The sequence below is a fragment of the Arthrobacter crusticola genome, assembly GCF_004357995.1.
Classification (GTDB): domain Bacteria; phylum Actinomycetota; class Actinomycetes; order Actinomycetales; family Micrococcaceae; genus Arthrobacter_D; species Arthrobacter_D crusticola.
The window spans coordinates 179,060-200,284 of sequence record NZ_SMTK01000001.1; the positions used below are offsets into that span (position 1 = coordinate 179,060).

General features: G+C 64.8%; 20 protein-coding genes. 15 read left to right on the forward strand and 5 right to left on the reverse strand.

Annotation, left to right across the window (positions count from 1 at the left end; genetic code table 11):
• Positions 1–119: 119 nt before the first annotated feature.
• Complete coding sequence (locus E2F48_RS00820) at positions 120–1,085, forward strand: LysR substrate-binding domain-containing protein (RefSeq protein WP_133402144.1); 966 nt, start codon at positions 120–122, stop codon at positions 1,083–1,085.
• 94 nt (positions 1,086–1,179) lie between these two features.
• The gene (gene ribA / locus E2F48_RS00825; protein WP_133402145.1) at positions 1,180–2,601 is read left to right on the forward strand and encodes a GTP cyclohydrolase II; all 1,422 of its coding nucleotides are present in this window, start codon (positions 1,180–1,182) and stop codon (positions 2,599–2,601) included.
• Between the two features lie 47 nt (positions 2,602–2,648).
• Here the strand turns inward: ribA and E2F48_RS00830 are convergent, their stop codons facing one another.
• A complete protein-coding gene (locus E2F48_RS00830) occupies positions 2,649–2,876 on the reverse strand; it encodes a DUF3072 domain-containing protein (protein WP_120165300.1) in 228 nt (75 codons plus the stop codon).
• Between the two features lie 49 nt (positions 2,877–2,925).
• Entirely contained in the window at positions 2,926–3,945 is a 1,020-nt protein-coding gene (locus tag E2F48_RS00835) for a glycosyltransferase family 2 protein (RefSeq protein ID WP_246018454.1), read from the reverse strand.
• Between the two features lie 97 nt (positions 3,946–4,042).
• Here E2F48_RS00835 and E2F48_RS00840 point away from each other — a divergent pair, with 97 nt between their 5' ends.
• The 4 genes from E2F48_RS00840 (at position 4,043) to E2F48_RS00855 (ending at position 7,455) form a co-directional block, all read left to right on the forward strand.
• Complete coding sequence (locus E2F48_RS00840) at positions 4,043–4,885, forward strand: SDR family oxidoreductase (protein WP_133402146.1); 843 nt, start codon at positions 4,043–4,045, stop codon at positions 4,883–4,885.
• A gap of 235 nt (positions 4,886–5,120) precedes the next feature.
• The gene (locus E2F48_RS00845; protein ID WP_133402147.1) at positions 5,121–5,720 is read left to right on the forward strand and encodes a DUF6318 family protein; all 600 of its coding nucleotides are present in this window, start codon (positions 5,121–5,123) and stop codon (positions 5,718–5,720) included.
• 95 nt (positions 5,721–5,815) lie between these two features.
• Positions 5,816–6,502, forward strand: coding sequence for a DUF6318 family protein (locus E2F48_RS17695; protein WP_221411593.1), 687 nt, complete (start codon positions 5,816–5,818; stop codon positions 6,500–6,502).
• A complete protein-coding gene (locus E2F48_RS00855; RefSeq protein ID WP_133402149.1) occupies positions 6,499–7,455 on the forward strand; it encodes a PKD domain-containing protein in 957 nt (318 codons plus the stop codon). The genes E2F48_RS17695 and E2F48_RS00855 overlap by 4 nt, the downstream gene beginning before the upstream one ends.
• Positions 7,456–7,637: 182 nt before the next feature.
• On the opposite strand, the gene E2F48_RS00860 is transcribed toward E2F48_RS00855, so the two are convergent.
• The 3 genes from E2F48_RS00860 to E2F48_RS00870 form a co-directional block, all read right to left on the reverse strand.
• A complete protein-coding gene (locus E2F48_RS00860; RefSeq protein ID WP_133402150.1) occupies positions 7,638–9,044 on the reverse strand; it encodes an HNH endonuclease in 1,407 nt (468 codons plus the stop codon).
• Positions 9,045–9,136: 92 nt separating this feature from the next.
• Positions 9,137–9,994, reverse strand: coding sequence for an SMP-30/gluconolactonase/LRE family protein (locus E2F48_RS00865; RefSeq protein WP_133402662.1), 858 nt, complete (start codon positions 9,992–9,994; stop codon positions 9,137–9,139).
• A gap of 16 nt (positions 9,995–10,010) precedes the next feature.
• On the reverse strand, positions 10,011–10,499 hold the full coding sequence (locus tag E2F48_RS00870) for a DUF3515 domain-containing protein (protein WP_133402151.1): 489 nt from the start codon (positions 10,497–10,499) through the stop codon (positions 10,011–10,013).
• 315 nt (positions 10,500–10,814) lie between these two features.
• On the opposite strand from E2F48_RS00870, the gene E2F48_RS17215 reads away from it, so the two are divergent.
• The 9 genes from E2F48_RS17215 to wecC all read left to right on the forward strand — a co-directional run bounded on the left by E2F48_RS17215 (position 10,815) and on the right by wecC (position 21,203).
• Positions 10,815–11,303 carry a hypothetical protein gene (locus tag E2F48_RS17215; RefSeq protein ID WP_165968658.1) on the forward strand — a complete coding sequence of 163 codons (489 nt, stop codon included), beginning with the start codon at positions 10,815–10,817 and terminating at the stop codon, positions 11,301–11,303.
• 163 nt (positions 11,304–11,466) lie between these two features.
• Entirely contained in the window at positions 11,467–12,507 is a 1,041-nt protein-coding gene (locus E2F48_RS00880; protein ID WP_246018455.1) for an LCP family protein, read from the forward strand.
• 281 nt (positions 12,508–12,788) lie between these two features.
• Positions 12,789–13,247, forward strand: coding sequence for a hypothetical protein (locus E2F48_RS17220; RefSeq protein ID WP_165968651.1), 459 nt, complete (start codon positions 12,789–12,791; stop codon positions 13,245–13,247).
• A 62-nt stretch (positions 13,248–13,309) separates the two neighbouring features.
• Positions 13,310–14,509 carry a glycosyltransferase family 4 protein gene (locus E2F48_RS00890; protein WP_133402152.1) on the forward strand — a complete coding sequence of 400 codons (1,200 nt, stop codon included), beginning with the start codon at positions 13,310–13,312 and terminating at the stop codon, positions 14,507–14,509.
• A 101-nt stretch (positions 14,510–14,610) separates the two neighbouring features.
• Positions 14,611–16,263, forward strand: a complete 1,653-nt coding sequence (locus tag E2F48_RS00895) for a glycosyltransferase family 4 protein (protein ID WP_246018457.1) — start codon at positions 14,611–14,613, stop codon at positions 16,261–16,263.
• Positions 16,260–17,153: an ABC transporter permease gene (locus E2F48_RS00900; protein ID WP_133402153.1), complete on the forward strand. Its 894-nt coding sequence runs from the start codon at positions 16,260–16,262 to the stop codon at positions 17,151–17,153. The genes E2F48_RS00895 and E2F48_RS00900 overlap by 4 nt, the downstream gene beginning before the upstream one ends.
• Complete coding sequence (locus tag E2F48_RS00905) at positions 17,143–18,021, forward strand: ABC transporter ATP-binding protein (RefSeq protein ID WP_246018458.1); 879 nt, start codon at positions 17,143–17,145, stop codon at positions 18,019–18,021. Before E2F48_RS00900 ends, E2F48_RS00905 begins: the two co-directional genes overlap by 11 nt.
• Positions 18,018–19,943 (forward strand): glycosyltransferase, encoded by a 1,926-nt coding sequence (locus E2F48_RS00910; protein ID WP_133402154.1) that lies wholly within the window; start codon positions 18,018–18,020, stop codon positions 19,941–19,943. The genes E2F48_RS00905 and E2F48_RS00910 overlap by 4 nt, the downstream gene beginning before the upstream one ends.
• A 9-nt stretch (positions 19,944–19,952) precedes the next feature.
• Complete coding sequence (gene wecC, locus E2F48_RS00915; protein WP_133402155.1) at positions 19,953–21,203, forward strand: UDP-N-acetyl-D-mannosamine dehydrogenase; 1,251 nt, start codon at positions 19,953–19,955, stop codon at positions 21,201–21,203.
• The last annotated feature ends 22 nt before the right edge of the window (positions 21,204–21,225 follow it).

The window sequence follows — 21,225 nt, forward strand, 5'->3', positions numbered from 1 at the left end:
AAAAACACAGTGGTGTCCGCCACTTTGGGAACTGATCCATTATGGTGCCGATTTTCATTTAGCAAAAGCTAGGTTTTGCGAATAATATTGTTCAGATTCCCTAAAGTATCGGTGGCACAATGCTCGACGTTCGACGGCTGCGCCTGCTCCGCGAGTTGAAGATCCGCGGGACCCTGAGCGAGGTGGCCTCGGCTCTCCGCTACAGTCCGTCCTCCGTATCCCAGCAGTTGGCCCTGCTTGAGAAGGAGGTAGGGGTCGAACTGCTTCGCAAATCCGGGCGCGGGGTGACGCTGACACCCCAGGCGGAGGTCCTCGTGGTGCACACGGCCGAACTTCTCGAGATCCTCGAGCGCGCCGAGGCCGACCTCGCGGCTTCCCTCACCACGGTCACCGGGACGGTGCGCGTTGCCGTGTTCCAGTCCGCCGCGCTGGCGCTGATGCCCGATGCGCTGACCATCATGACGAAGGAGTATCCGGAGGTTCGGATCGAGATGGTGCAGCGCGAACCGGAGACGGCGCTCTATGAAACCTTCGCCCGTGACTTCGACCTCGTGATTGCCGAGCAGTACCCCGGCCATGCCGCGCCCCGGCATCCGGAGCTTGACCAGATCGCCCTCACGACGGACGCGATCCGGCTCGCCGTGCCGCCCGATCCGCTCAACCACCTGCGGATCAGTACTGTCGCCGGGGCCGCCGATGCGGCTTGGGTGATGGAGCCCCGGGGCGCGGCTTCCCGCCACTGGGCCGAGCAGGCCTGCCGCCGCGCGGGTTTCGAGCCCGACGTCCGGTACGAGACGGCGGACCTGCAGGCGCAGATCCGCCTGATCGAGTCAGGCAATGCGGTGGCGCTGATGCCGGACCTCGTCTGGACCGGAAGGCAAACGACCGTGAAGCTCTATGACCTTCCCGACAATCCACGGAGGTCGGTTTTCACCTCGGCACGACGAGCCAGCACCAACCGTCCGGCGCTGCTGGCCTGCAGGGAGGTCCTGGCGCGTTCGGCCGCAATGGTCGCAGCCGGACCCGAGGATCACGCAGGGCCGGGAACGGGGGCAGCAGCGGGCGATCCTGCCGGCAGGCAATAAAGCGCACCCTGTGGACGTTCTTCCTATGAGGAGCCGGCGGAATATCCCGTCGGCTCCGTTCAGTGTGCCCCCTGCCCCCGACTAAGGTTGATTCATGGCTTTTTCGTTCGATCCGCTTCTGATTCCTTCAACGGTTGAGCGGGTCACCGAGACGGTGCTACCCACACGGCACGGTCTCTTTCGTATGGTCGGATATCGAGACGCCGAAAACACCGAGCACGTGGCGTTGGTGCGGGGGATCGACGATGTGACGACTGCGACCGGGGAGCCGTTGCCTGCCGGTGCAGCGCCGCTGGTCCGGGTCCACTCCGAATGCCTGACCGGGGACGCGTTTGGTTCCTTCCGCTGCGACTGCGGCGAGCAGCTTGATGCGGCACTCGCAGCGATCAGTGACGAAGGCAGGGGAGTGGTCGTCTACGTCCGGGGCCATGAAGGCCGGGGGATCGGGCTGCTCGCAAAGCTCAAGGCCTACGCCCTTCAGGACCAGGGCGTCGACACGGTTGACGCCAACACATCGCTCGGCCTGCCGGTCGACTCGCGCAGCTACCACCAGGCGGCCGAAATTCTCCAGGACCTCGGCGTGGACCGGATCCGGTTGCTCTCCGGGAACCCCGCTAAGCAGGAGGCGCTGGAGGACCTTGGAATCTCCGTCGCCGAGCGCCTGAACCTCGCAGTGCCCGACCGTGCTGAGAACGCGGCCTATCTCGCCACGAAGCGGTTGCGGATGCGCCACGATCCCGCTCCGGCCAGCGACACGTGGGGCGAGCTCGTATCCGGCAGGGTGCCGGCTGCCCCGCTCACCGGGGAGCCTGAGGACCTGGTCCACCGCTACGGGTATCTCGCTGCAGCTGATGGTCCGGTCGTCCTCGCCCAGCTCAGGCAGAGCCTGGACGGCTTCATTGCCTCGCGCAGCGGCGACGGCACTGTCGCCGATGCCCGCGAAGACCGCACCCACCTGCACCGTCTCCGGGCTCTGGTCGACGCCGTCGTCATCGGTGCCGGCGCCGTAGCCGCCGACGACTCCCAACTGACCGTAAGGGACGTTCCGGGAACAAACCCGACCCGGGTGGTGCTCGACCCCACGGCGCGCGTCGGGGCCGGATCCCGAATCCTGACCGACGGCGCCGCTCCCACCCTGTGGCTCGTTGGACCCGACGCGCAGGTGCCGGACGAAGTGGCCGCCCATGTCCGGATCCTTCGCCTGCAGCCCCAGCAGTTTGAGCCGGTCGAACTCCTCAAGCTGCTGCGCGGACAGGGGCTGGACAGGGTGCTCGTCGAAGGCGGAGGTCGCACCGTGTCCGCCTTCCTCGCGGCGGGCGCATTGGATCGTCTCTACCTGACGACGGCGCCCCTGCTCGTCGGTGACGGCGTGCCCGGCGTGCGGTTCGAGGGGTCGGATGCGCTCGCCGAGGCACGCACCGCACCGGTGCGGAGATTCGTCTTCGGCCAGGACATCTGCACGGAGTTCAACTTCGCCGCAGCACGGGATCAGGCCGGGGCCACGGTCCGCTCGTAGGCGAACCCCCAGGCTGCGGTCTGCCCGGCTGTCTCTGCGCCGGAGAGCTATGAGTCGGAGAGGCGCTTGCTCTTCTGCTGCAGGCGGTCGATATGCTCGGACGCCTCCGCCTTGGTGATGTCCGCCGGAATCTCCTCGCCGGCCTCCCGGGCGAGGGTATCGAGGTAGCTTCGCTGCGCATCGGTCATCGGTTCGTCGCCGGTGACCCAGTCGGAGGGGTCGCGTTCAAAGTTGCCGGCCGGTTCAGGGGTGGAGCTTCCCAAGGTGTCTGACATGTCAGTTCCTTTCGTGGTGTCCCTCGTGACTGCTCGATCGTTACTCAGTCTACTGAGCTTCGGCTCCTTGTCGCCGTCGGGAGTGTGCTTGCGCATGACGGCGGGTCAGCCATGCCTCCGAGTGTGCGGCGAGCTTCATCCGGCCTCCGGCGTAGGGCACGCCGCCCCTTAACCTGCTCAGGACGGCCAGCCAAATGCAGACCCCCCGCTCGAGCGCCCACAGCGGTGCCCACAGGGCGGAGGTTGGAGGGAAGACCTGCCGTCCGCCCTGCCGCCTGCGCCCCACCTCCGTCAGCACAACCAGGGCACCGATGCCCGCCACAAGGCGGCGGGGGCGTCCCGCGGCGTACCCCACGAGCGGCAGGATGGCCAGTTCGGCGGCGAGGCGGCCCGGTTGGGCAAAGCTGTCATACGCCTGACGGATCCGCTGGCCCAGGAAATGCCGTGCCGTTGGCGGGATGCGTGCAACGAACACGTCGTCGGCCCTTGCTTCCCGACCGCCTGCGGCGTGGACCGTGCGGATCAGCTCGAGGTTCTCGAACAGCGCTTCGCTGCTGTAACCGCAGGTCGTCTCAAGGATGCTCCGGCGGACCGCTAGCGTTCCGGGGTAATCCGAGCCGAAGGCCCTGTTGATGAGGGAGCGTGCCGTATCCCAGCGGGCGTGCCAGGGGAGCTCGCGGAAGTAGTTCTGTGGACGCACGAGGTCGGCGCCGTCGAGCCGGTTCACCACTTCGCGAAGCTGCTCGGCGCTGTAGCGGACGTCGTCGTCGGCCAGAACCAGCCGCTCATGGCGTGCGGCCCTCACGCCGGTGAGCACGCCGACCACCTTCCCGTTGCCGGTTTCGAAGGCATCAGGGCGGAGCACGCGGAGCCGTGGCGGAAGGGCCCGCATATGTCGTTCAAAGCAGTTCGCCGGGGAACCGTCGACAACAGTGATTTCGACCCAGTCCGGAAGCATTGCCAGGTAGTCGGCCAATTCAGTGATCGGCCCCTCCTGGGTCCACTTCAGGGGAAGGATGTACTCCACTGTCGACGCCACGCGGCTGCCTCCTCCTGTCGATTGGGTCACTTGTAAATACTAAGTGTGCTTCCAAATATCCGGTGGTAGTGCCTAGGGTTGTTCTGCGACCGATCTTGGAAACGCCACCGATCAGCGAGGAGCACCAATGAGCCAGCCAGCCCAGCAGCAGACGCCTCCCGGCACCACCGCCGCGATGGATCCCAGGCCGGACCACGGTGAGGAGAGCTACCGGGGGTCGGGAAGGCTCGAAGGGAAGGCTGCCGTCATCACCGGCGGGGACAGCGGCATTGGGAGGGCCGTGGCCATCGCCTATGCCCGCGAGGGTGCGGACGTGCTCATCAGCTACCTCGAAGAGGAGGAGGAAGACGCAAGGGACACCGCCCGGTGGGTGGAGGAAGCGGGCCGGAAAGCAGTGCTCTTCCCGGGCGACCTCGCCGATCCTGCCTACTGCAGGGCCGTCATCGCCAGGGCTGTGAAGGAGTTCGGCCGGGTGGACGTGCTCGTCAATAACGCGGCTTTCCAGATGAGCCACGAGTCTCTAGAGGAGATCCCTGACGAGGAGTGGGATCGGACCATCGCCATCAACCTCAGCGCCTTCTTCCACCTGACGAAGGCGGCGCTGCCTCACATGAAGCCGGGAGCATCCATCATCGGTTCAAGTTCGATAAATTCCGACAACCCGGTGCCGACCCTCGTTCCGTACTCAGTGACGAAGGCAGGGATCGCCAATATGACGGCGTCGTTGGCGCAGCTGCTGGCCGAGCGTGGGATCCGGGCAAACAGTGTGGCGCCCGGACCGATCTGGACGCCGTTGATCCCCGCCACCATGCCGGAGGACGAGGTGGAAAGCTTCGGCCAGCAGGTGCCGATGCAACGGGCCGGGCAGCCGGTGGAACTGGCTCCGGTCTACGTGATGCTGGCCTCCGATGAGGCGTCCTACGTCTCAGGTGCTCGTATCGCGGTGACCGGCGGTCAGCCGATCCTGTAAGTGGCTTGTGTCGGCGGAGGCGGACCAGCGGTCCGCCTCCGGTGGCTTGTACCTTCCCGGAAACCCCTAACCGGGCTACCTAATCTCTCCGCAGACCGCTGTCCGCACTGCCCCGGTGGCGTGGTGCCCACTACTCTGAAAGTGCTTGCCCCTGTACGGCCAAACGGCGGCCGCCACAGGTACATCCGAGTCAGAGCTGGAGGTTGCGGTGCGCCCACTGCGATCATTGCAGGGCATGCGGATGCAGCGCATGGGGACCGTCGTCGTTGCCGCCCTGCTCCTGGCAGGCTGTCAGGGCTCGGAAGCCGGCAATTCGCCGCCTGCCAGTGGTGAAGCGGCCCGTCCGTCGGTGTCCTCGACGTCCGGCACTGCCCCATCGCCTGGTCCCCCTGCGGACCTCCAGCCGCCTGAGAAGCCCCTAGGGGCCGACGCCGAGACGCAGGAAGGGCTGGAGGCCTTTACCCGGTACTGGTTTGAGCTGTTGAGCTATGGATACGAATCAAATGACTGGACGCCCCTGCAGGCGGTTACCGACAGGGGGTGCGATACCTGCACCAATGTGATCGGTGAGGTGCGTAAGCACTACGAAAGTGGCGGATGGATCACCGGTGGCAGGATCACCGTCAATTCGATATCCACAACGGGTAACCCGGGTGCTCGGGGACATATCTCGTCAAACGTTGAACTCGAGCAGGCCGAGCTGAAGTACCTTGATCAGTCCGGTCGGGAGGCGGCCGTTTCAGATGCGCTTCCGCCCACGCGCAGCGTCATCATTGCAGTGCACAAGAACAACCGCTGGGTGATGCTCGATTTCGGCTCTCCCAGCTCCACTTAGTCGAATGATCTGTGGATATCGGGACCACCCTGGCATCCACGGATTAGGCTGATTATGCGTTATCGGCCATTGCCCGCACCACTTCGGGGGCTTACATGAAGCGGACTTCAACCGCCTACCGCTTCCGGTTCCGTGTGCTCCTGGTGCTTGTCGCTGGAACAGTGTTGCTGAGTGGCTGTCAGAGCGACCCGAACGAGGAGCGGACCACTTCTCCTGCCACCTCTTCTCCTCCACCTTCGGCTGCTGTTTCGGCACCGCCGACGGCGTCGGTTGGTCCCTCGGATGGTGCATCCACTGCTGCACCGGAGCCTACGCCTGCGTCCTCGAATGGCCCGGCTGCCAATATTCCTGTGCCGACGAAGCCGGCGCTCGCGGATGAGAACAGCAAGGAGGGTCTTGAGGCCTTCACGAGGTACTGGTTCGAGCTGTTCAACTACGGGTATGCGACCAACGATTGGAAAGCTTTCGACCAAGTGACGGACCCCGCCTGCGGGACGTGCCGGAACGTCCTCACCGCCGTGAATGACCACTACAAGTCTGGTGGATGGATTGTTGGAGGCGAGGCTGAGGTGCGCAGTTTTACTACTGACTTCGTTCCGAACATTGAGGGATCGATCAGCTCCTTTGTCGAGGTGGACCAAGCCGCAGCCATGACCATTTCTCAGGACGGCACAATGGAAGGTCAAACTAAGGCCCGGCAGGAATCGATAGACGTCGTTATCGCTCTTTGGGAAGACGGCCGGTGGGTGATGCTCGATTTCGGTCCTCCGGAGGGAACATGACTGCCTTCAAGGTGTTGGCAGGGGTGGGGTTCGCTGCACTCGGGTTCCTACTCGCCCATCCCGCAAGCGCTTCTGCGGATGGGTCGGGGGTAACTTTCGATGAGAATGAAGTTGGAGCGAGGAACATCTCCCGGAGCGAAGCCGACGGGACTATGCCACGCAGAGGATCATCCGGAACCTCCGCGGAACAATCCGCCGCACTCCCTGTCGACGATGGCATCGATTACTACTATGAGCGCGTCTGCACCAGTCGGACCGGTGAATCTCTCGATCCCGCCCGATGCGTCCTGCTCAACGCTCAATGTGATGCCAAGCCGGATGGAGTCTTCGTCGAATGGATTCAGGTCGATCGCCGTACCGACCCACCCCGCGAGACGAGGACCGGCCGCAACGCGTGTATCTATCCCGGCGAAGCACCCGAACCACCGACGGCCGGTGAGCCCGCCGCTGAACCCGTCGTCATCACGATTGCTGAATTCCAAAGTCAGCCAATAGCTCCCTCCGTGGTCTTTTCCCAGCCACGCAACTTCGGGCTCAAAAACGCGCATTCGAATGTGTACGCCGAGGCACAGGAACAGGAATTCACGTTCGCCTTCCGCAACGCCGAGGTCCGCCTGCGTGCCTGGCCCGTCTCGTACCGATGGGATTATGGCGATGGAACCAGCGCCACCACAACCGTTCCCGGCAGCTCAGCAGAAGGCGACGCCTTCAACACTGAGACCCCAACAAGCCACCAATACCTCGACACGGGCGACTACAACGTCACACTCACTACGTTCTTCGCTGGTGACTACTCGGTCGACGGTGGTCCGTTCCAGCCCATAGCTGGACAGGCGGAAGTCCCATCGGCTCCGCATCTCATGAGCATCTGGCGCACCGAAGCACACTCTGTAGCTGATGATTGCCTTGAGAATCCCTCAGGCATCGGTTGCACGACACCGCTGGATCGTTAGGAGTACTGGGTCCGGCCGGCAAGGTGAGGCCACCTGGTCCTACTAGCCACCCTCATCCGTGAGTTCGACTCATCCGACCTCATCCGCGTGAGTTCTACTCGGCTGACCTCAACCGCTGCGACCGACGAGGCCAGATTCACCCGTCGGGTCCGAACTGGCCATCCCTATCGACTGGGTCTTCATTAGCCGGGGGCGGGTTCGGGCAGGGTCTGGTATGTGCGGCCGGCCGGGGAGGTGGCGGTGATGTTGCCGGGTTGGGGTTGTTCGTAGTGCCACAGGCCCTGGCTTTTGAGCATGTGGTGCCTGCGGCACAGGTGGGCGAGGTTGTTGTGGGCGGTGGTCCCGGCCCGGGACCAGGGGAGGGTGTGGTCGAGTTCGGCGGCGGCCGCGGAGCGGTTGCAGCCGGGGTGGCGGCAGGTGCGGTCCCGCACCCGCAGCCATTTCTTCAGATCCGCCGGCACCGTGTAGGTGTCCCGGCCGACGCTGAGCACGGCCCCGGTTTCGGGGTGGGTCAGCAGCCGGGTGAAGGAGGGGGCGTGGGCGGCCAGCCGGCGGGCCAGGTCCGGGGCGATGGGCCCGTAGCCTTCGAGTTCGCCGGGGGCGTCATCGACATCGAGCAGGGTCAGCACCGGGACGGTGACGTGGACCTGGGCCTGGATCCCGTTCCAGCCGTGGGGCTCGACCGGCCGGCCCGGACCCCTCCCCGCACCGGCCGCGCCCGCACCGCCAGGGGTCGCACCGGCGGCACCCGCACCGGCGGGGGCGATGCCCGGGCCGCCGGGGGCGGTGTGTGCGGGGCAGGTGTGGGTGAGCAGGTCGGTGAGCACGTCGGTGCGCAGCTGGGTCAGGGTCCGGGCTTCCCCGGGGCACTGCAGGGCCCGTGAGAGCCGGGTCAGGCGCCCGTCGATGGCCACGGCCTGCTCCGCCGGCAGGTACACGTTCAGCCAGGCCATGCCGTCGTCGTCGGGGCGGTAGTCCACCCGGCGGTTCTTCTGCGCCGACTCGGTCCGCTTGCTGAGGGGCTCCGGGTGCATTTCCGTGCGCAGCCGGCGGGCCCGGTGGGCCAGTCTGGCGGCGGTGGTGTCCTGGGCGAGGGGTATCAGCTTTTGTTCGAAGTAGGGCAGGGCGAAGTCCGGGATCCCGGCGCACTCCTCGACAATGGTGGCCGCGTGCCGCCAGGAGATGGTCCCGGTGTCCAGGGCGGTGAGGGTGGCCGGGAGGTGCCCGGTGAGCAGGTAGGCGTGCTGGACCAGGGTCCCGGCGGTGCGTTCGGGGATCCGCAGGGCGCAGGCGACCTCGGAGGCGGTCAGGGTGTCGGCCAGGGAACCGGGATGCATGCCGCGCTGCTCGAGGCGTTCTGCGGTAAGGACACGCACCCGCTCGGTGAACCTCACGGTCTGGGCATCGGCCCAGTTCTTCAGCCGCGCCATCGCCTCCAGCCCGCCGAGCGCCTCCTCAAGGGAGGCCGTTTCCGCCGGCCCCCCGGCGAGGAACCCGGCACCGAGGATCCCGGCGGCCGCCTCAAGCCACAGGGCCCCTTGCCGCTGCGTGGGATCGACCCCGGCATCGGGGGTTCCTGCCCTGTCCATGACCCAACAATGCCATCTCCCACCGACATTCTTCGGCCGGAGAACCAGCAGAAAAACAGGCAGGAAAACCAGCCAAGAAACGAGCTGGAAAACTAGCCAGTGAAGAGAGGCAGCGGCGCGCCCTTCACGCCGGGTTCCACCGCGAACAGCGCACCCGCCGCCGGCTCCGCGCCGGTCTCAACGTTCTGGCGCGACGTGGTGATGTAGAGGGTGCGGAGATCGTCTCCGCCGAAGGCACACGCCGTCACCTGGGAGGCGGCGACTTCGACGGTTCCACGGAGCACGCCACGGGAGTCGTAGTGCGCCACGGCCGAACCGCCGTAGAGGGCAACCCACAGTCCGCCGTCCTCGTCGATGGCCATGCCATCGGGGGAGCCCAGCTCCGGGTCAACTTCGGCGAAGGTGCGCCGGCCAGTGATCCGGCCCAATTCAAGGTCATAATCCAGCGCGTCGATGCGCTGGGTTGGGGTATCAGAATAGAAGGCGGTGTCGCCCGCTAAATTCCAGTGCAGTCCGTTTGAGGTGGTGACCCCGCGCAGCACCGTCGAAACCGAGTGATTTGTATCAAGGCTGAACAAGGTTCCGGCCCCGAAATCGCCCTCCCAGGCCATTGAGCCGCAGAGGAAGCGCCCGCGGGGGTCGCAGCCGCCTTCGTTCATTCGAAGTGCCGGGTCATCAAACGCGACCGGGCCCGGAGTGATCTCGGTGAAATCCCGGTCGGCGAAGGCAAACCCCTTCTCCACGCCGAGGACATATCCGCCGGACCGCCGCCCACGGATCGCCGCCGCCACCTTCGCGTCGACCGAATGGCGCGTTAGGGAGCCGTCGGCGCTCCGCACGAGCACGTCTCCTTCCAACATGTCGACGAATAACAGCGACCGGCTTCGGGCGTCCCAGTAGGGCCCTTCACCGTGGTAAGTGCAGGGCTCGGTGAGCTGTTCGGCCTTCATTGCCACCCCGTCATCCTCAGCCGTCAGCCGGCAGGTCGAGTTGGTCGGAAATGCTGATGCACTTCCGCGTCTGGTCAATCTTCGACACGGGGTCTCCGAGTTGTACCAGGACGGTGCTTGAGGCGACCTGCTCGGGATCGAAAAGCACCTCGACGGCAGGTTCTCGCCCGTATGTGGTCGCTGTCCATGCGGTGTCGCCCTCACTGAGCACCCAGTCGATGTCGTTGACCGAGACGCACGCATCGGTGGTGGGTCCGGGAACTTCGACGCCGCAGCGGAGGACCACCTTTGACGGGTCGCCCCAAGCGGAGGTTGCCTGGCTATTGGTTTCCCGCTGCGAGTGCTCGGCCACCTCCGGCGGAAGCGCGACCATCACCTCCGCGCACGCAGGGTTTTGGGCGTCGGCGGCAGGATCGACATCAACGACGGGCGCACAGGCGGCCGTTCCTGCGAGCACCGCCGCAAGCGGCACCGCACTGCGCAGGAACCGGGTAAGAGAAGGCATGGTTCAACCCTAATAGCTCCTTCGCCGACACGCGGCACGGCGGCCCGGGCGGGGGACCGGCGGGCAGTAGGATTCGTTCAGGGACGGACGGCGCCACCGGTTCCGGCACGGCAGCGGCGGGCCCGTCCAAGCAATCAGGAAAGTCAGATGGTCTCAAAAACAGTTATGCGCCGTTCAGCGACAGCAGCCCTCGCACTCGGACTGGTGGCAGGCTTGGGGAGCACCCCCGCCCTGGCCACCTCCCAGCAGCAGTCACCGCCCGACGGTCAGTTTCATGAGCCTGCCCCTCCGGTTCCCGCACCGAATCCATCGCCAATGATCGACCCGGCCACCGGTTTCGCCATCGACAGCTACACGGGCTACCTGATCCATCCGCCCACCGGCTACTTGATTGAACCGACCTCCGGTTATCTGCTGCTTCCGGGATCGCTCATCTACACGAATCTCGTGTACGACAAGACCACCGGCAAGGTATCCGAGGTCGGTAATCAAGCCCCCGTTTCGCCGGAACCGACGCCGACGCCGTCAGCATCCCCGACGCCGACGTCGACCGCGTCCGCGAGCCCCGCCCCGGCCACGCCTTCTGCTTCCGCCCCGGCGGCTGAGGCGCCCGCGCCGTCGACCTCGCCGACACCGGCGGAAACACCGACGAGCAGGCCGACGCCCTCGGCATCAGCTGAGGCCGTAGAGGCGGAGCTTGCCTCATCGCCCGCACCCCTGGTGTGGGCGGTCGGGGCGCTGGTGCTTCTTGCGGCAATCGCAACGATCGTCCTCGGAGTGCGACGGCGCCGGGCGGGGTCCTGAGACTTCCGCTGAGCCGGCACGGCGGCTCCTAGGACTGTGACCGCAGGCAAGGAAAAGACATCAATCTGGGCCTCAAGTGTTGTGGCCCGTGCCTCACCTGTCACCTCGTTCACATGTCTACCCGGTAGCATGAGGGCTGGTCTTGAGGATGAGGGGATGTGCGGTGTCCGAGTACAACTATGGGAACGAGCCAGTTATTTCGAGGGTTCGGCCGGACAAGAAGCACCCCGTCCGGGTCACCCTTCTGGTGATGATCACGTTCGTAGCGGTCGCTGCGATCGTTGCTGGCGCGTATGTCTTCAATCTTGCAAATACCTTCAACTCGAAGACCACGACCATTGAGACGGCCTTTCCCAGCGGTGATCGCCCTGCGCTTGAACCCACGGCCGAAGGATCGCTCAATATTCTGCTCCTTGGCAGCGATTCCCGCGCCCATACTGATGCACCGGGCGAAGCCGGCGCCGACAGCCGCTCGGACACGATGATGCTGATGCATATTCCCGCCGACCGGGATGCAATCTTCGTCACGTCGATCCTGCGCGACACGTGGACTGAGATACCAGGACATGGCGAGAGCAAGATCAACTCGGCAATTGCACTGGGCGGGATCCCACTGGTCGTTCAAACTGTCGAGACCCTTTTCGAGGCTCCAGTGGACCACGTCGCCATTATCGACTTTGAGGGGTTCAAGGGACTGACCGACGCCCTCGGCGGCGTCGAGGTCAACAATTCTTCAGCGTTCCAGTCCAGCGGTGCCAACGGTGAATACTTCGCGCAGGGACCGGTCAGACTGCAGGGCGAATCGGCGCTCAAGTTCGTCCGCGAACGGTATGCCTTCTCCGACGGTGATTACCAGCGTGTCAAGAATCAACAGCTCTTCGTGAAGGCAGTACTTTCCAAGGTCCTCAGCGCCGACACGCTGACCGATCCCGGCAAAGTCGCCAACGTCGTCTCCAAGATTTCGCCGTACGTGAGCGTTGACGAGAATCTGGATGCGGCGGCCGTCGGCGGCCTTGCCGTATCACTTCGCAACGTCCGTTCGGGAGACGTGCAGTTCGCAACCCTCCCGACTCTCGGCGTTGGAACCTCGGCCGATGGGCAGTCAATCGTAGTCAAGGATGAAGCCGGCATCGCCCAGGTTGTCGAAGCACTGGACAAGGATTCCCTTGAATCCCTCCCGCTCTTCTCCGGTTCGCCGGAGTAGCCGTGGGATCTCCGGAAAAGCGGCTTGCGGCGGCCGCTATCGTCGCACTCCTTGGGCTGGGGCCGTCCCTTCCGCATGAACCTGCCCGGGCCGCGGAAATTCCCAAAAGTCCGCTCATTGGGCCCGGCTTTCCCTGGCAGCCCGCGCCGGGAACCCCGGCACCGACTCCGGCACCGCCCGCGCCGGCCCCCACTGAGCCGGCGCCTGCACCCCCACCCGCACCGGCTCCCGCTCCCGCACCCGCCCCTGCGCCTCCACCGCCGGCGGAACCCGCAGCGCCGGTGGAGCAGGCACCCGGCATCGATCCGGTGACCGGTTTCGCCATCGACCCTGCTACCGGGTGGCTCATCCACCCTCCCACTGGCTACCTCATCGAACCCGGCACGACTGTCCTCGTGCTGCCGGGCTCTTTCGAGTACACCAACTTCCGGTGGGATCCCCTGACCGGTGCCGTCACCGATCTTCCCACCGACGATCCCTCAGAGGAGCCGAGCGCGGCTCCGTCGGCGACACCCTCGGCGAGCCCGTCGCAGTCAGCGTCACCCACGGCCGGACCGACGACGTCGGCGCCCACCAACGCGCCCGAGGCGGTCAGCGCGAGCGAGCCGGTGTCAACGCAGCAATCCATTGGTACCCACCCGGTGACCAGAGTTTTGGTGATCCTTCTGCTGATCGGGCTCGGTATTGCGTACTACGCCAGACTGCGCTCCAGCGGCTCGCCTCAGCGGCGCACTGATTGACCGGCCGAGCGCTGTAGGCTGTGTAGGTTGTTCGTGCCAAAGAAGATGGCTGGGGGTCATTTGTGCGTGTCCTATTGCTGACGCATTCCTATGCGCCGGAGCACAGTCCGCCTCAACGGCGGTGGACCCAGCTCATCCGCTCGTTCCGCTTGGAAGGGTGGGCCGTCGACGTCGTCACGCCCATCGCCCACGCGCCCTACGGGCGGCGGATCCTGCCCAAGCGGGCCGCGGGACGGCCCTTCGTCGTATCGTCCGGGGAATTCGGGGAAAGAATCCGCCGGGTCCCGTTCCTGTGGCACCGAACCACACGCAAGGGGCGGCTCGCCAGCCACCTTTTTTCAGCGGCCTGCAGTGTTCCGGCGGCCCTGATGTCTGCCAAGCCCGACGTCGTCATTGTCACGGTTCCGAGCCTGCCCATCCTCGGCACCGGGTACGTGGTTGCAAGGCTCCTCAAGCGGCCGCTCGTGGTCGACATGCGGGACGCCTGGCCAGACCTCGCCAGGGACGCCCGCATCGTTGAGGGAAGTGCCAAGAGCCTGGTGGAAACCGCGATTATGGCCATCCAGGCCCGCGCGGACCTGGTGGTGACCGTCACGCGTGGTTTCGCCCAGACGCTGCGCGACCGCGGCTTAAAGAACGTTGCGACAGTCACCAACGGCGTCGATATTTCCACCCTGCGCCACCTTGCGGCCCCGCCGGCGAAGCAGGACCGGCTGGAAGTCCTCTACCTCGGCAACCACGGCGAGAGCCAGCGCCTCGACGTCGTCATCCGTGCGGCGGCCCTGGTCGGCGACCGGATGCGCCTCACCATGGTGGGGCATGGCGTGGAGCGCAGGAAACTGATGGACCTCGCAAAGGAACTGAACGCGCCGGTCGAGTTCCATGCCTCGGTCCATGGTTCGCCCATCCTCGATTTTTACGAGCGCTCCGATAGCTGCATCGTCTCCCTTCGCGATGACTGGAAGTCCTTCGAGACGACGATCCCCTCGAAAACCTACGAAGTGCTTTCCGTTGGACGGCACGTAACCGGCATCGTGCGCGGTGAGGCGCGGAACATCCTTGAGGAAGCCCGTGCCGGACACATTGTGCGGGCCGACCCTGCCGAGATTGCCGAACTGTGGAACCGTCTTGCGGATGATCGGGACCAGCTGCGGATCGGGCAGCACGGCCGCGAGTGGGTCGAAAACAACGCGAACGTCGAGGCGCTTGGAGCGGCGTATATCGAGCTTCTCGAGCAGGTAGTCGGCGGTCCCGCCCGGTGAGTGCGTCCGGCATCCTTCGCAACACCCGGCTCGCCGCCTCAACTGTTGCGACACATCTGGGGGATGACCCTGTCCTCCTTCTGCTTCAGGTGGGCCGGCGCATGCCGTACAGCATGGTCCGGCGCATCGCCCGCGCGGCCGCCCGGCTTCCAGTGAGGGGCCCGGGTGTCCTGCCAATCCTGGCTGCGCACCTTCTTGGAAACACCACGCAAGTGACGGACCTGCTCGATGCGGCACAGGAGAATCGCCCCGGGGGAGCGCAGGCCCGCTGGATGGCCGAGATCGCCCTCGCCACGGGGAACCCCGAGGCGGCAGATGGGCTCCTGGAGAGCGAGCGAGGTAGGACCGCCGAAGGAAGGACCGCCGGCACGCTGGCTCGGCGGGCCTGGTACGACGGTGACATGAGCGGAGCCGTCCGCATCCTCCAGGAAGCAGGCGACGGTCGGTATGCCGCCAGGCTCTCCGCTGAACTGCAGGTGTTCCGCGGGTGGAACCCTGCGGTCGACCCGGCTACCGGCTACGTTCCCCGCAGGAAGACCGTTCTCCACGTCCTGACGAACTCACTGCCCCACACCCACAGCGGGTATGCCCAGCGGTCGCATTCCATCCTGAAGGCCCAGCAGGAGCAGGGGTGGGACGTACATGCCGTGACCCGCGTGGGTTACCCGGTACAGGTAGGCAAAATCCTGGCTGACGACGTCGACGTCGTTGACGGCGTGACCTACCACCGGCTGCTGCCTGCCCGGCTGGCTCCCGGCTTCGATGGCCGCCTGCAACAGCAGGCCGAGGACCTTCTGGCACTTGCCCTGAAGCTCCGGCCGTCGGTTCTCCACACTACGACGCACTTCGTGAACGGCCTGGTTACCGGAGAGGTGGCGGGTGCACTCGGCATCCCCTGGGTGTACGAAGTGCGCGGCCAGTTGGCCGACACGTGGGCGTCGTCGCGCCATGAACGGGCGAAGTCGAGTGAGCGCTATAAGCTTTTCACTGATCGTGAAGCACAGGTGATGCGCAATGCCAGCCTCGTGGTGACACTGGGTGAGGCCATGAAACAAGAAATTATGCGCGCCGGCGTGCCGGAGGACCGGATCCTGCTCGGCCCGAACGCGGTGGGCGAGGAGTACCTCGCCGAACCAGTCGCATCGACTGAAGCGCGCCGCCAGCTGGGCCTTCCCGAGGACGGCGTCTTCGTTGGTACGGTCAGCAGCCTCGTGGAGTACGAGGGCCTCGATCACCTCCTACGAGCCGTTGCGCTGCTCGAGCCGACCCATCCACAACTTCGGTGCCTCATCGTCGGAGACGGCGTGGCGCGGCCTGCGCTCGAATCGCTCGCGGTGGAACTGGGCATCTCAGGCAAGGTTCTATTCACCGGGCGTGTGCCGCGCGCCCGGGCCCGGCTGCATCATCTGGCCCTCGATATCTTCGCAGTTCCGCGGCGGGACTTCGACGTGACCCGATCTGTAACCCCGCTGAAGCCGGTTGAAGCGATGGCCTGCGCGCGTCCCGTCATCGCGAGCGACCTGCCGGCGCTGCGTGAGATTGTCACCGTCGGCACCACCGGGATCCTCGTGGAGCCTTCAAACCCGGACGCGTTGGCCGCAGCCATCAGCGGGCTCCTTGCAGGCGGCTCAGTCGATCAGTCCGCCGTGCGGATGGGCCGTGAAGGTCGACGTACGGTGCTGGAGCAGCGCACCTGGGCCGGCAACGCGGCGGCGTACCAGAAAGCCTATGCAGCCGTGGGGGCGGGGGAATGAACATCGAACGCCCCAAGAACACAACCGCAGGAGCGACAACCGTGCCGACATCGGTGGACCTACGGGGGCTGACGAGGGTAGGGGCAAAGCCGGTCTTCCTGGACTACCTTGTCGCTCTGTGGGACTACCGCCACTTCATCTACTTCAATGCCCGAGCGAGCGTTCAGACGAGCAACAGCCGCGACCGGCTTGGCAACGTTTGGTTGATCCTCAACCCGGTCCTCAACGGCATCACCTTCTACCTGATCTTCGGAGTGCTCCTGCATGTCAGCCGTGGAATGGAGAACTTCCTTGGGTTTCTTCTGATTGGTGTCTTCCTATTCCAGATGAGCAGCCGATCGATCTCCGCCGGTGCGCGGGCCATCCGGACGAACCTCAAGGTGATTCAGGCGTTCAACTTCCCGCGCGCCGCGTTGCTCTTCGCGGTCAATCTGCGCGAGCTCCTGGCGAGTGTGCCTGTCGTCATCTCTCTGCTCCTGCTGATTCTGCTGTTCCCTCCCACCGAACCGGTCAGCCTGCTCTGGCTGCTGGTCCTTCCCGCGTTGCTCCTGCAGACCCTGTTCAATCTCGGAGTGGGCCTGATCCTCGCGCGGGTCGTCGCGCGGGTCAGCGACGTAGGAAATATCCTGAGTTTCGCCATCCGGTTCTGGATGTACGGCTCGTGCGTTATTTTCCCGATCACCCTGTTCGGTGCCTTCCCGCTGTTGAAGGGACTGATCGAAATCAACCCCTTGTATCAGCTCCTGACCATTGTGAGGACGGCGGTCCTCGACAATCAGTTCCCTCAATGGCAGTCGTGGGCGGTTCTGACCGCCTGGGCGCTCGGGGTTTTGGCTGTGGGGCTCGTTTACTTCTGGCAAGGGGAGGAGAGCTACGGCCGTGACGAGTGAGGTGGAGTTTGTTGAAGGACAGCCCGCCGTCGTCCTCGATGGCGTGAGCATGACCTACCAGGTGCCAACGACGGCGCAGGATTCGGCGTCGCCGCGGAAGCCCCGTGGCCTGCGCCGCTTACTCGGGCGGCAGCGCAATGTGTCCGTGATCGCGTTGAAAGACATTTCGCTTGTCGTCAACCGGGGTGAATCCGTCGGGATCATTGGCCGTAACGGGTCGGGCAAGAGCACCCTCATGAAGCTGATCAACGGGCGCGTGCCGCCGACGGCCGGTGCCGTCTACGCGTCGTCGAGGCCGACCCTCCTCGGGGTCAGTGCCGCACTGGTTCCGGACCTTTCGGGCCATGAGAACATCGTCCTCGGTTGCCTGGCGATGGGGATGACTCGGGCGGAGATCGACCGCAAATATGAGGACATCGTTTCGGTGTCCGGGTTGGCGGAGTCCATCGGCCTTCCCATGCGGACCTACTCGTCCGGGATGGCGGCGAGGCTGCAGTTCGCCATCGCCACTGCTGTGGATACCGAAATCCTGTTGATCGATGAGGCGCTCAATACCGGAGATGACCAGTTCAAGGACCGCACTAAGGCCAAGATGGACGAGCTGCGGGAGAAGGCCGGTTGCGTCTTCCTTGTGAGCCACAGCCTCGACACCATCCGGGAGATGTGCAGCCGGGTGCTGTGGCTGGACGACGGCGAGATCATCATGGACGGTGACCCGGTCGAGGTCATCAAGTGGTACCGCACCTTCACGAAGTACTTGTCGGCCGGCGACAGGGTACTGGCACTGAAGACCCGACGGCGCATGATCAACAACCTGAAGGTCCCCGCCGTGCTGGCCCGGGAATCAGGTCGACGGAGCTCGGCGTGAGGCTACCAGGCGGCGCCGCGCGCCTGCAGAAACTCCGCACCCAGCTTTGGCATCTGCGACACGGTGGCCGCGCGCAGTTGCGCACCTACCGCATCCGCACGAATGCGGAGCGCGGCGTGGTCCGGCTCGAGAACGCACGAGGGGCGGAAGGTGGCTGGACCGGGCGCGGGCACCGTAGGCGTCTCCTATTCGCCGACGCCGAACTTCCCGCGGTTCCGGCCCGCCGCTCCGACGTCACCGTCGGAGTAATTCTCGATGAGTTCTCGGCGCTTGGATTCCAGTATGAGTGGAACACTATGCCGCTTCGGCGCAGCTCGTGGAAGGAGCAGCTGCGTGATCAGGGTATCGACCTCCTCTTTGTCGAATCCGCGTGGGCCGGCAACGGAGGCGACTGGAAGTACCAGCTCACCGGGACTTCCGGGCCGAAGCCGGATTTCGTCGAATTGCTACGTTGGTGCAGGGAACAGGGCATCCCAACCGTGTTCTGGAACAAGGAAGATCCACCGCATTACGACGATTTCCTTCCCGCTGCGCGCCTTTTCGACCACGTCTTCACGAGCGACTCGAACATGATCGAAAGCTACCGGCGGGATCTGGGACACGACCGGGTATCCTCTTTGTCCTTCGCAGCACAGCCGGTTCTCCATAGTCCGGTGCGTCCGACACGGGGGTGGCACCGACGCGATGTCGCGTTTGCTGGGATGTACTTCGCACACAAGTACCCGGAGCGCCGGGCGCAGATGGAGTTGCTGCTTGGGGGAGCGGGAGACGCGTCGGCGGGCATGGAACTCGGACTCGAGGTGTTCTCCCGGCAGCTTCAGGGGAACCCCGAGTACCAGTTCCCGTCTCCGCTGGCCGAGCGCGTGGTCGGTTCCCTGTCCTACCGCCAGATGCTGACCGCCTACAAGGCGTACAAAGTCTTCCTGAACGTCAATTCCGTTGTCGATTCTCCGAGCATGTGCGCGCGGCGGATATTCGAGATTTCGGCCTCGGGGACCCCGGTGGTGTCCACGCCGAGCAGGGCATTGGAAGACCTCTTCCCGCCGGACGAGGTGGCGGTTGCGGCCAGCCGGGAGCAGGCCCGGGACACCGTCCGCTCCCTGGTGGAGCACTCCATGCTGGCGGAACGACAGGCCCACAGGGCCCAGCGGCGGATCTGGGCCGAGCACACCTATGCGCACCGGGCCGAGCAGGTGCTTCTGGCTGCCGTGCCCGAGCGTGCGGACCCGGTCGCACTTCCGTCCCTGTCCGTCCTTCTATCGACCAACCGGCCGAACCAACTCGAGCATGTCTTCAGGACGGTCTCCAGCCAGCGGGGCGTCACACCCGAACTAATCCTCCTGACGCATGGTTTCACCGCCGAAAAGTCAGCGCTCGCCGAGCTCCGGGATAAGTACCCCCTCGAGTCCGTCACAGTCCTCCGCGCGGGCACGGAGAAGAGTCTCGGGGACTGTTTGAACGCCTGTGTCGGGGCCGCATCCGGCACCGTGGCGACGAAAATGGACGACGATGACTTCTACGGTGAGAACTATCTGCTGGATCAGGTGAATTCCCTGAGCTTTTCCCGCGCCGAGGTAGTCGGAAAACAGGCACATTACATGTACCTCCGTAACTACAACGCGACACTTCTTCGGTTCGCCCATCGGGAACACCGCTTCACCAATATGCTTATGGGGCCAACACTTATGGCCGCATTGAGCACCTTCCGTGAGTTCCCGTTTGAGTCGCTCACCAAGGGAGAGGATACGGCGTTCCTACGCGCCGTCACGGCCGCGTCGGGACGGCTCTACTCCGCGGATAGATTCAATTACTACCAACAAAGAAACGGCGCCGGTCACACCTGGCAGGCGACGGACCAATCCCTTTTGTCGACCGGTGAGATCCAGTTTTTCGGGCCGCCAAACAACCATGTATCAATCTAAAGGATTTTCGTGAACACGATTGAAAAAGTAGCAGTCATCGGGCTGGGCTACATCGGTTTGCCCACTGCCGCAATTCTGGCCACCAATGGTCTGGATGTGGTCGGCGTAGACATCAAGCAGGACAACGTCGACGCGATCAACCGCGGCGAGGTCCCCTTCGTCGAGCCGGACCTGAACATCCACGTTGCCGGCGCCGTCAGCCAGGGGAACCTCCGGGCGGCGACCCGCACGCCGTCGGCCCAGGCCTATATTCTCGCGGTGCCCACGCCCTTCAACGAGGATAAGACGGCGGACCTTAGTTACATCGAGGCCGCCGCCACAGGTATTGCCCCGCAGCTTGTCGGCGGCGAACTGATCATCCTTGAATCCACCTCGCCTCCGGGAACCACCCGTCACCTCGCCGAATTTCTCATCGCGCTTCGGCCGGACCTCAGCCTTACCGGTGACGGCGGCAAGCCCGTGCTGCATGTGGCGCACTGCCCCGAGCGGGTGCTCCCGGGCCGCGTCATGATCGAACTCGTCACCAATGACCGCATCATTGGGGGTATCACCCCCGAGGCAGCGGAGATGGCGCGCAAGCTGTACAACGTGTTCTGCCAGGGCGAGATCCACCTTACCGACGCAGCGACTGCCGAAATGGCGAAGCTGGTGGAGAACTCCTACCGGGACGTCAACATCGCATTCGCCAACGAACTCTCGGTCATCAGCGAGAAGGTCGGTATCGACGTATGGGAGCTCATTGAGCTTGCCAACCATCACCCGCGCGTCAACATCCTCCAGCCCGGTCCGGGCGTTGGCGGCCACTGCATCGCGGTCGACCCGTGGTTCATCGTTTCCGCGGCGCCGGAGGAATCCCAGCTCATTCGGCAGGCACGCATGACGAACGACGCGAAGCCGGGCTGGGTGGTGAGCCGGGTACGCGATGCCTTGGAACAGGCCGGCACCGGTGCCACTGTCGCCGCCCTCGGGCTGGCATTCAAGGCGAACATTGACGACCTGCGCGAATCCCCCTCCGTTGGCATCGTCAAGGAGCTCGGCACCGCACTCCACGGCAGCCGCATCCTTGTGGCAGAACCCCACGTGGCGGAGCTCCCGGGGTCCCTGCTGAATCTGCGCAACGTTGAACTGACCGAAATCGAACTGGCCATCAAGTCGGCGGACGTCGTGCTGCTCCTGGTGGACCACGACGACTTCAGGGAGCTCGACCGGTCACTGCTCGATGGCAAGATCGTCATCGATACCCGCGGCATTTGGCGCTGAAGAACAACCCTGCATCAAAGGC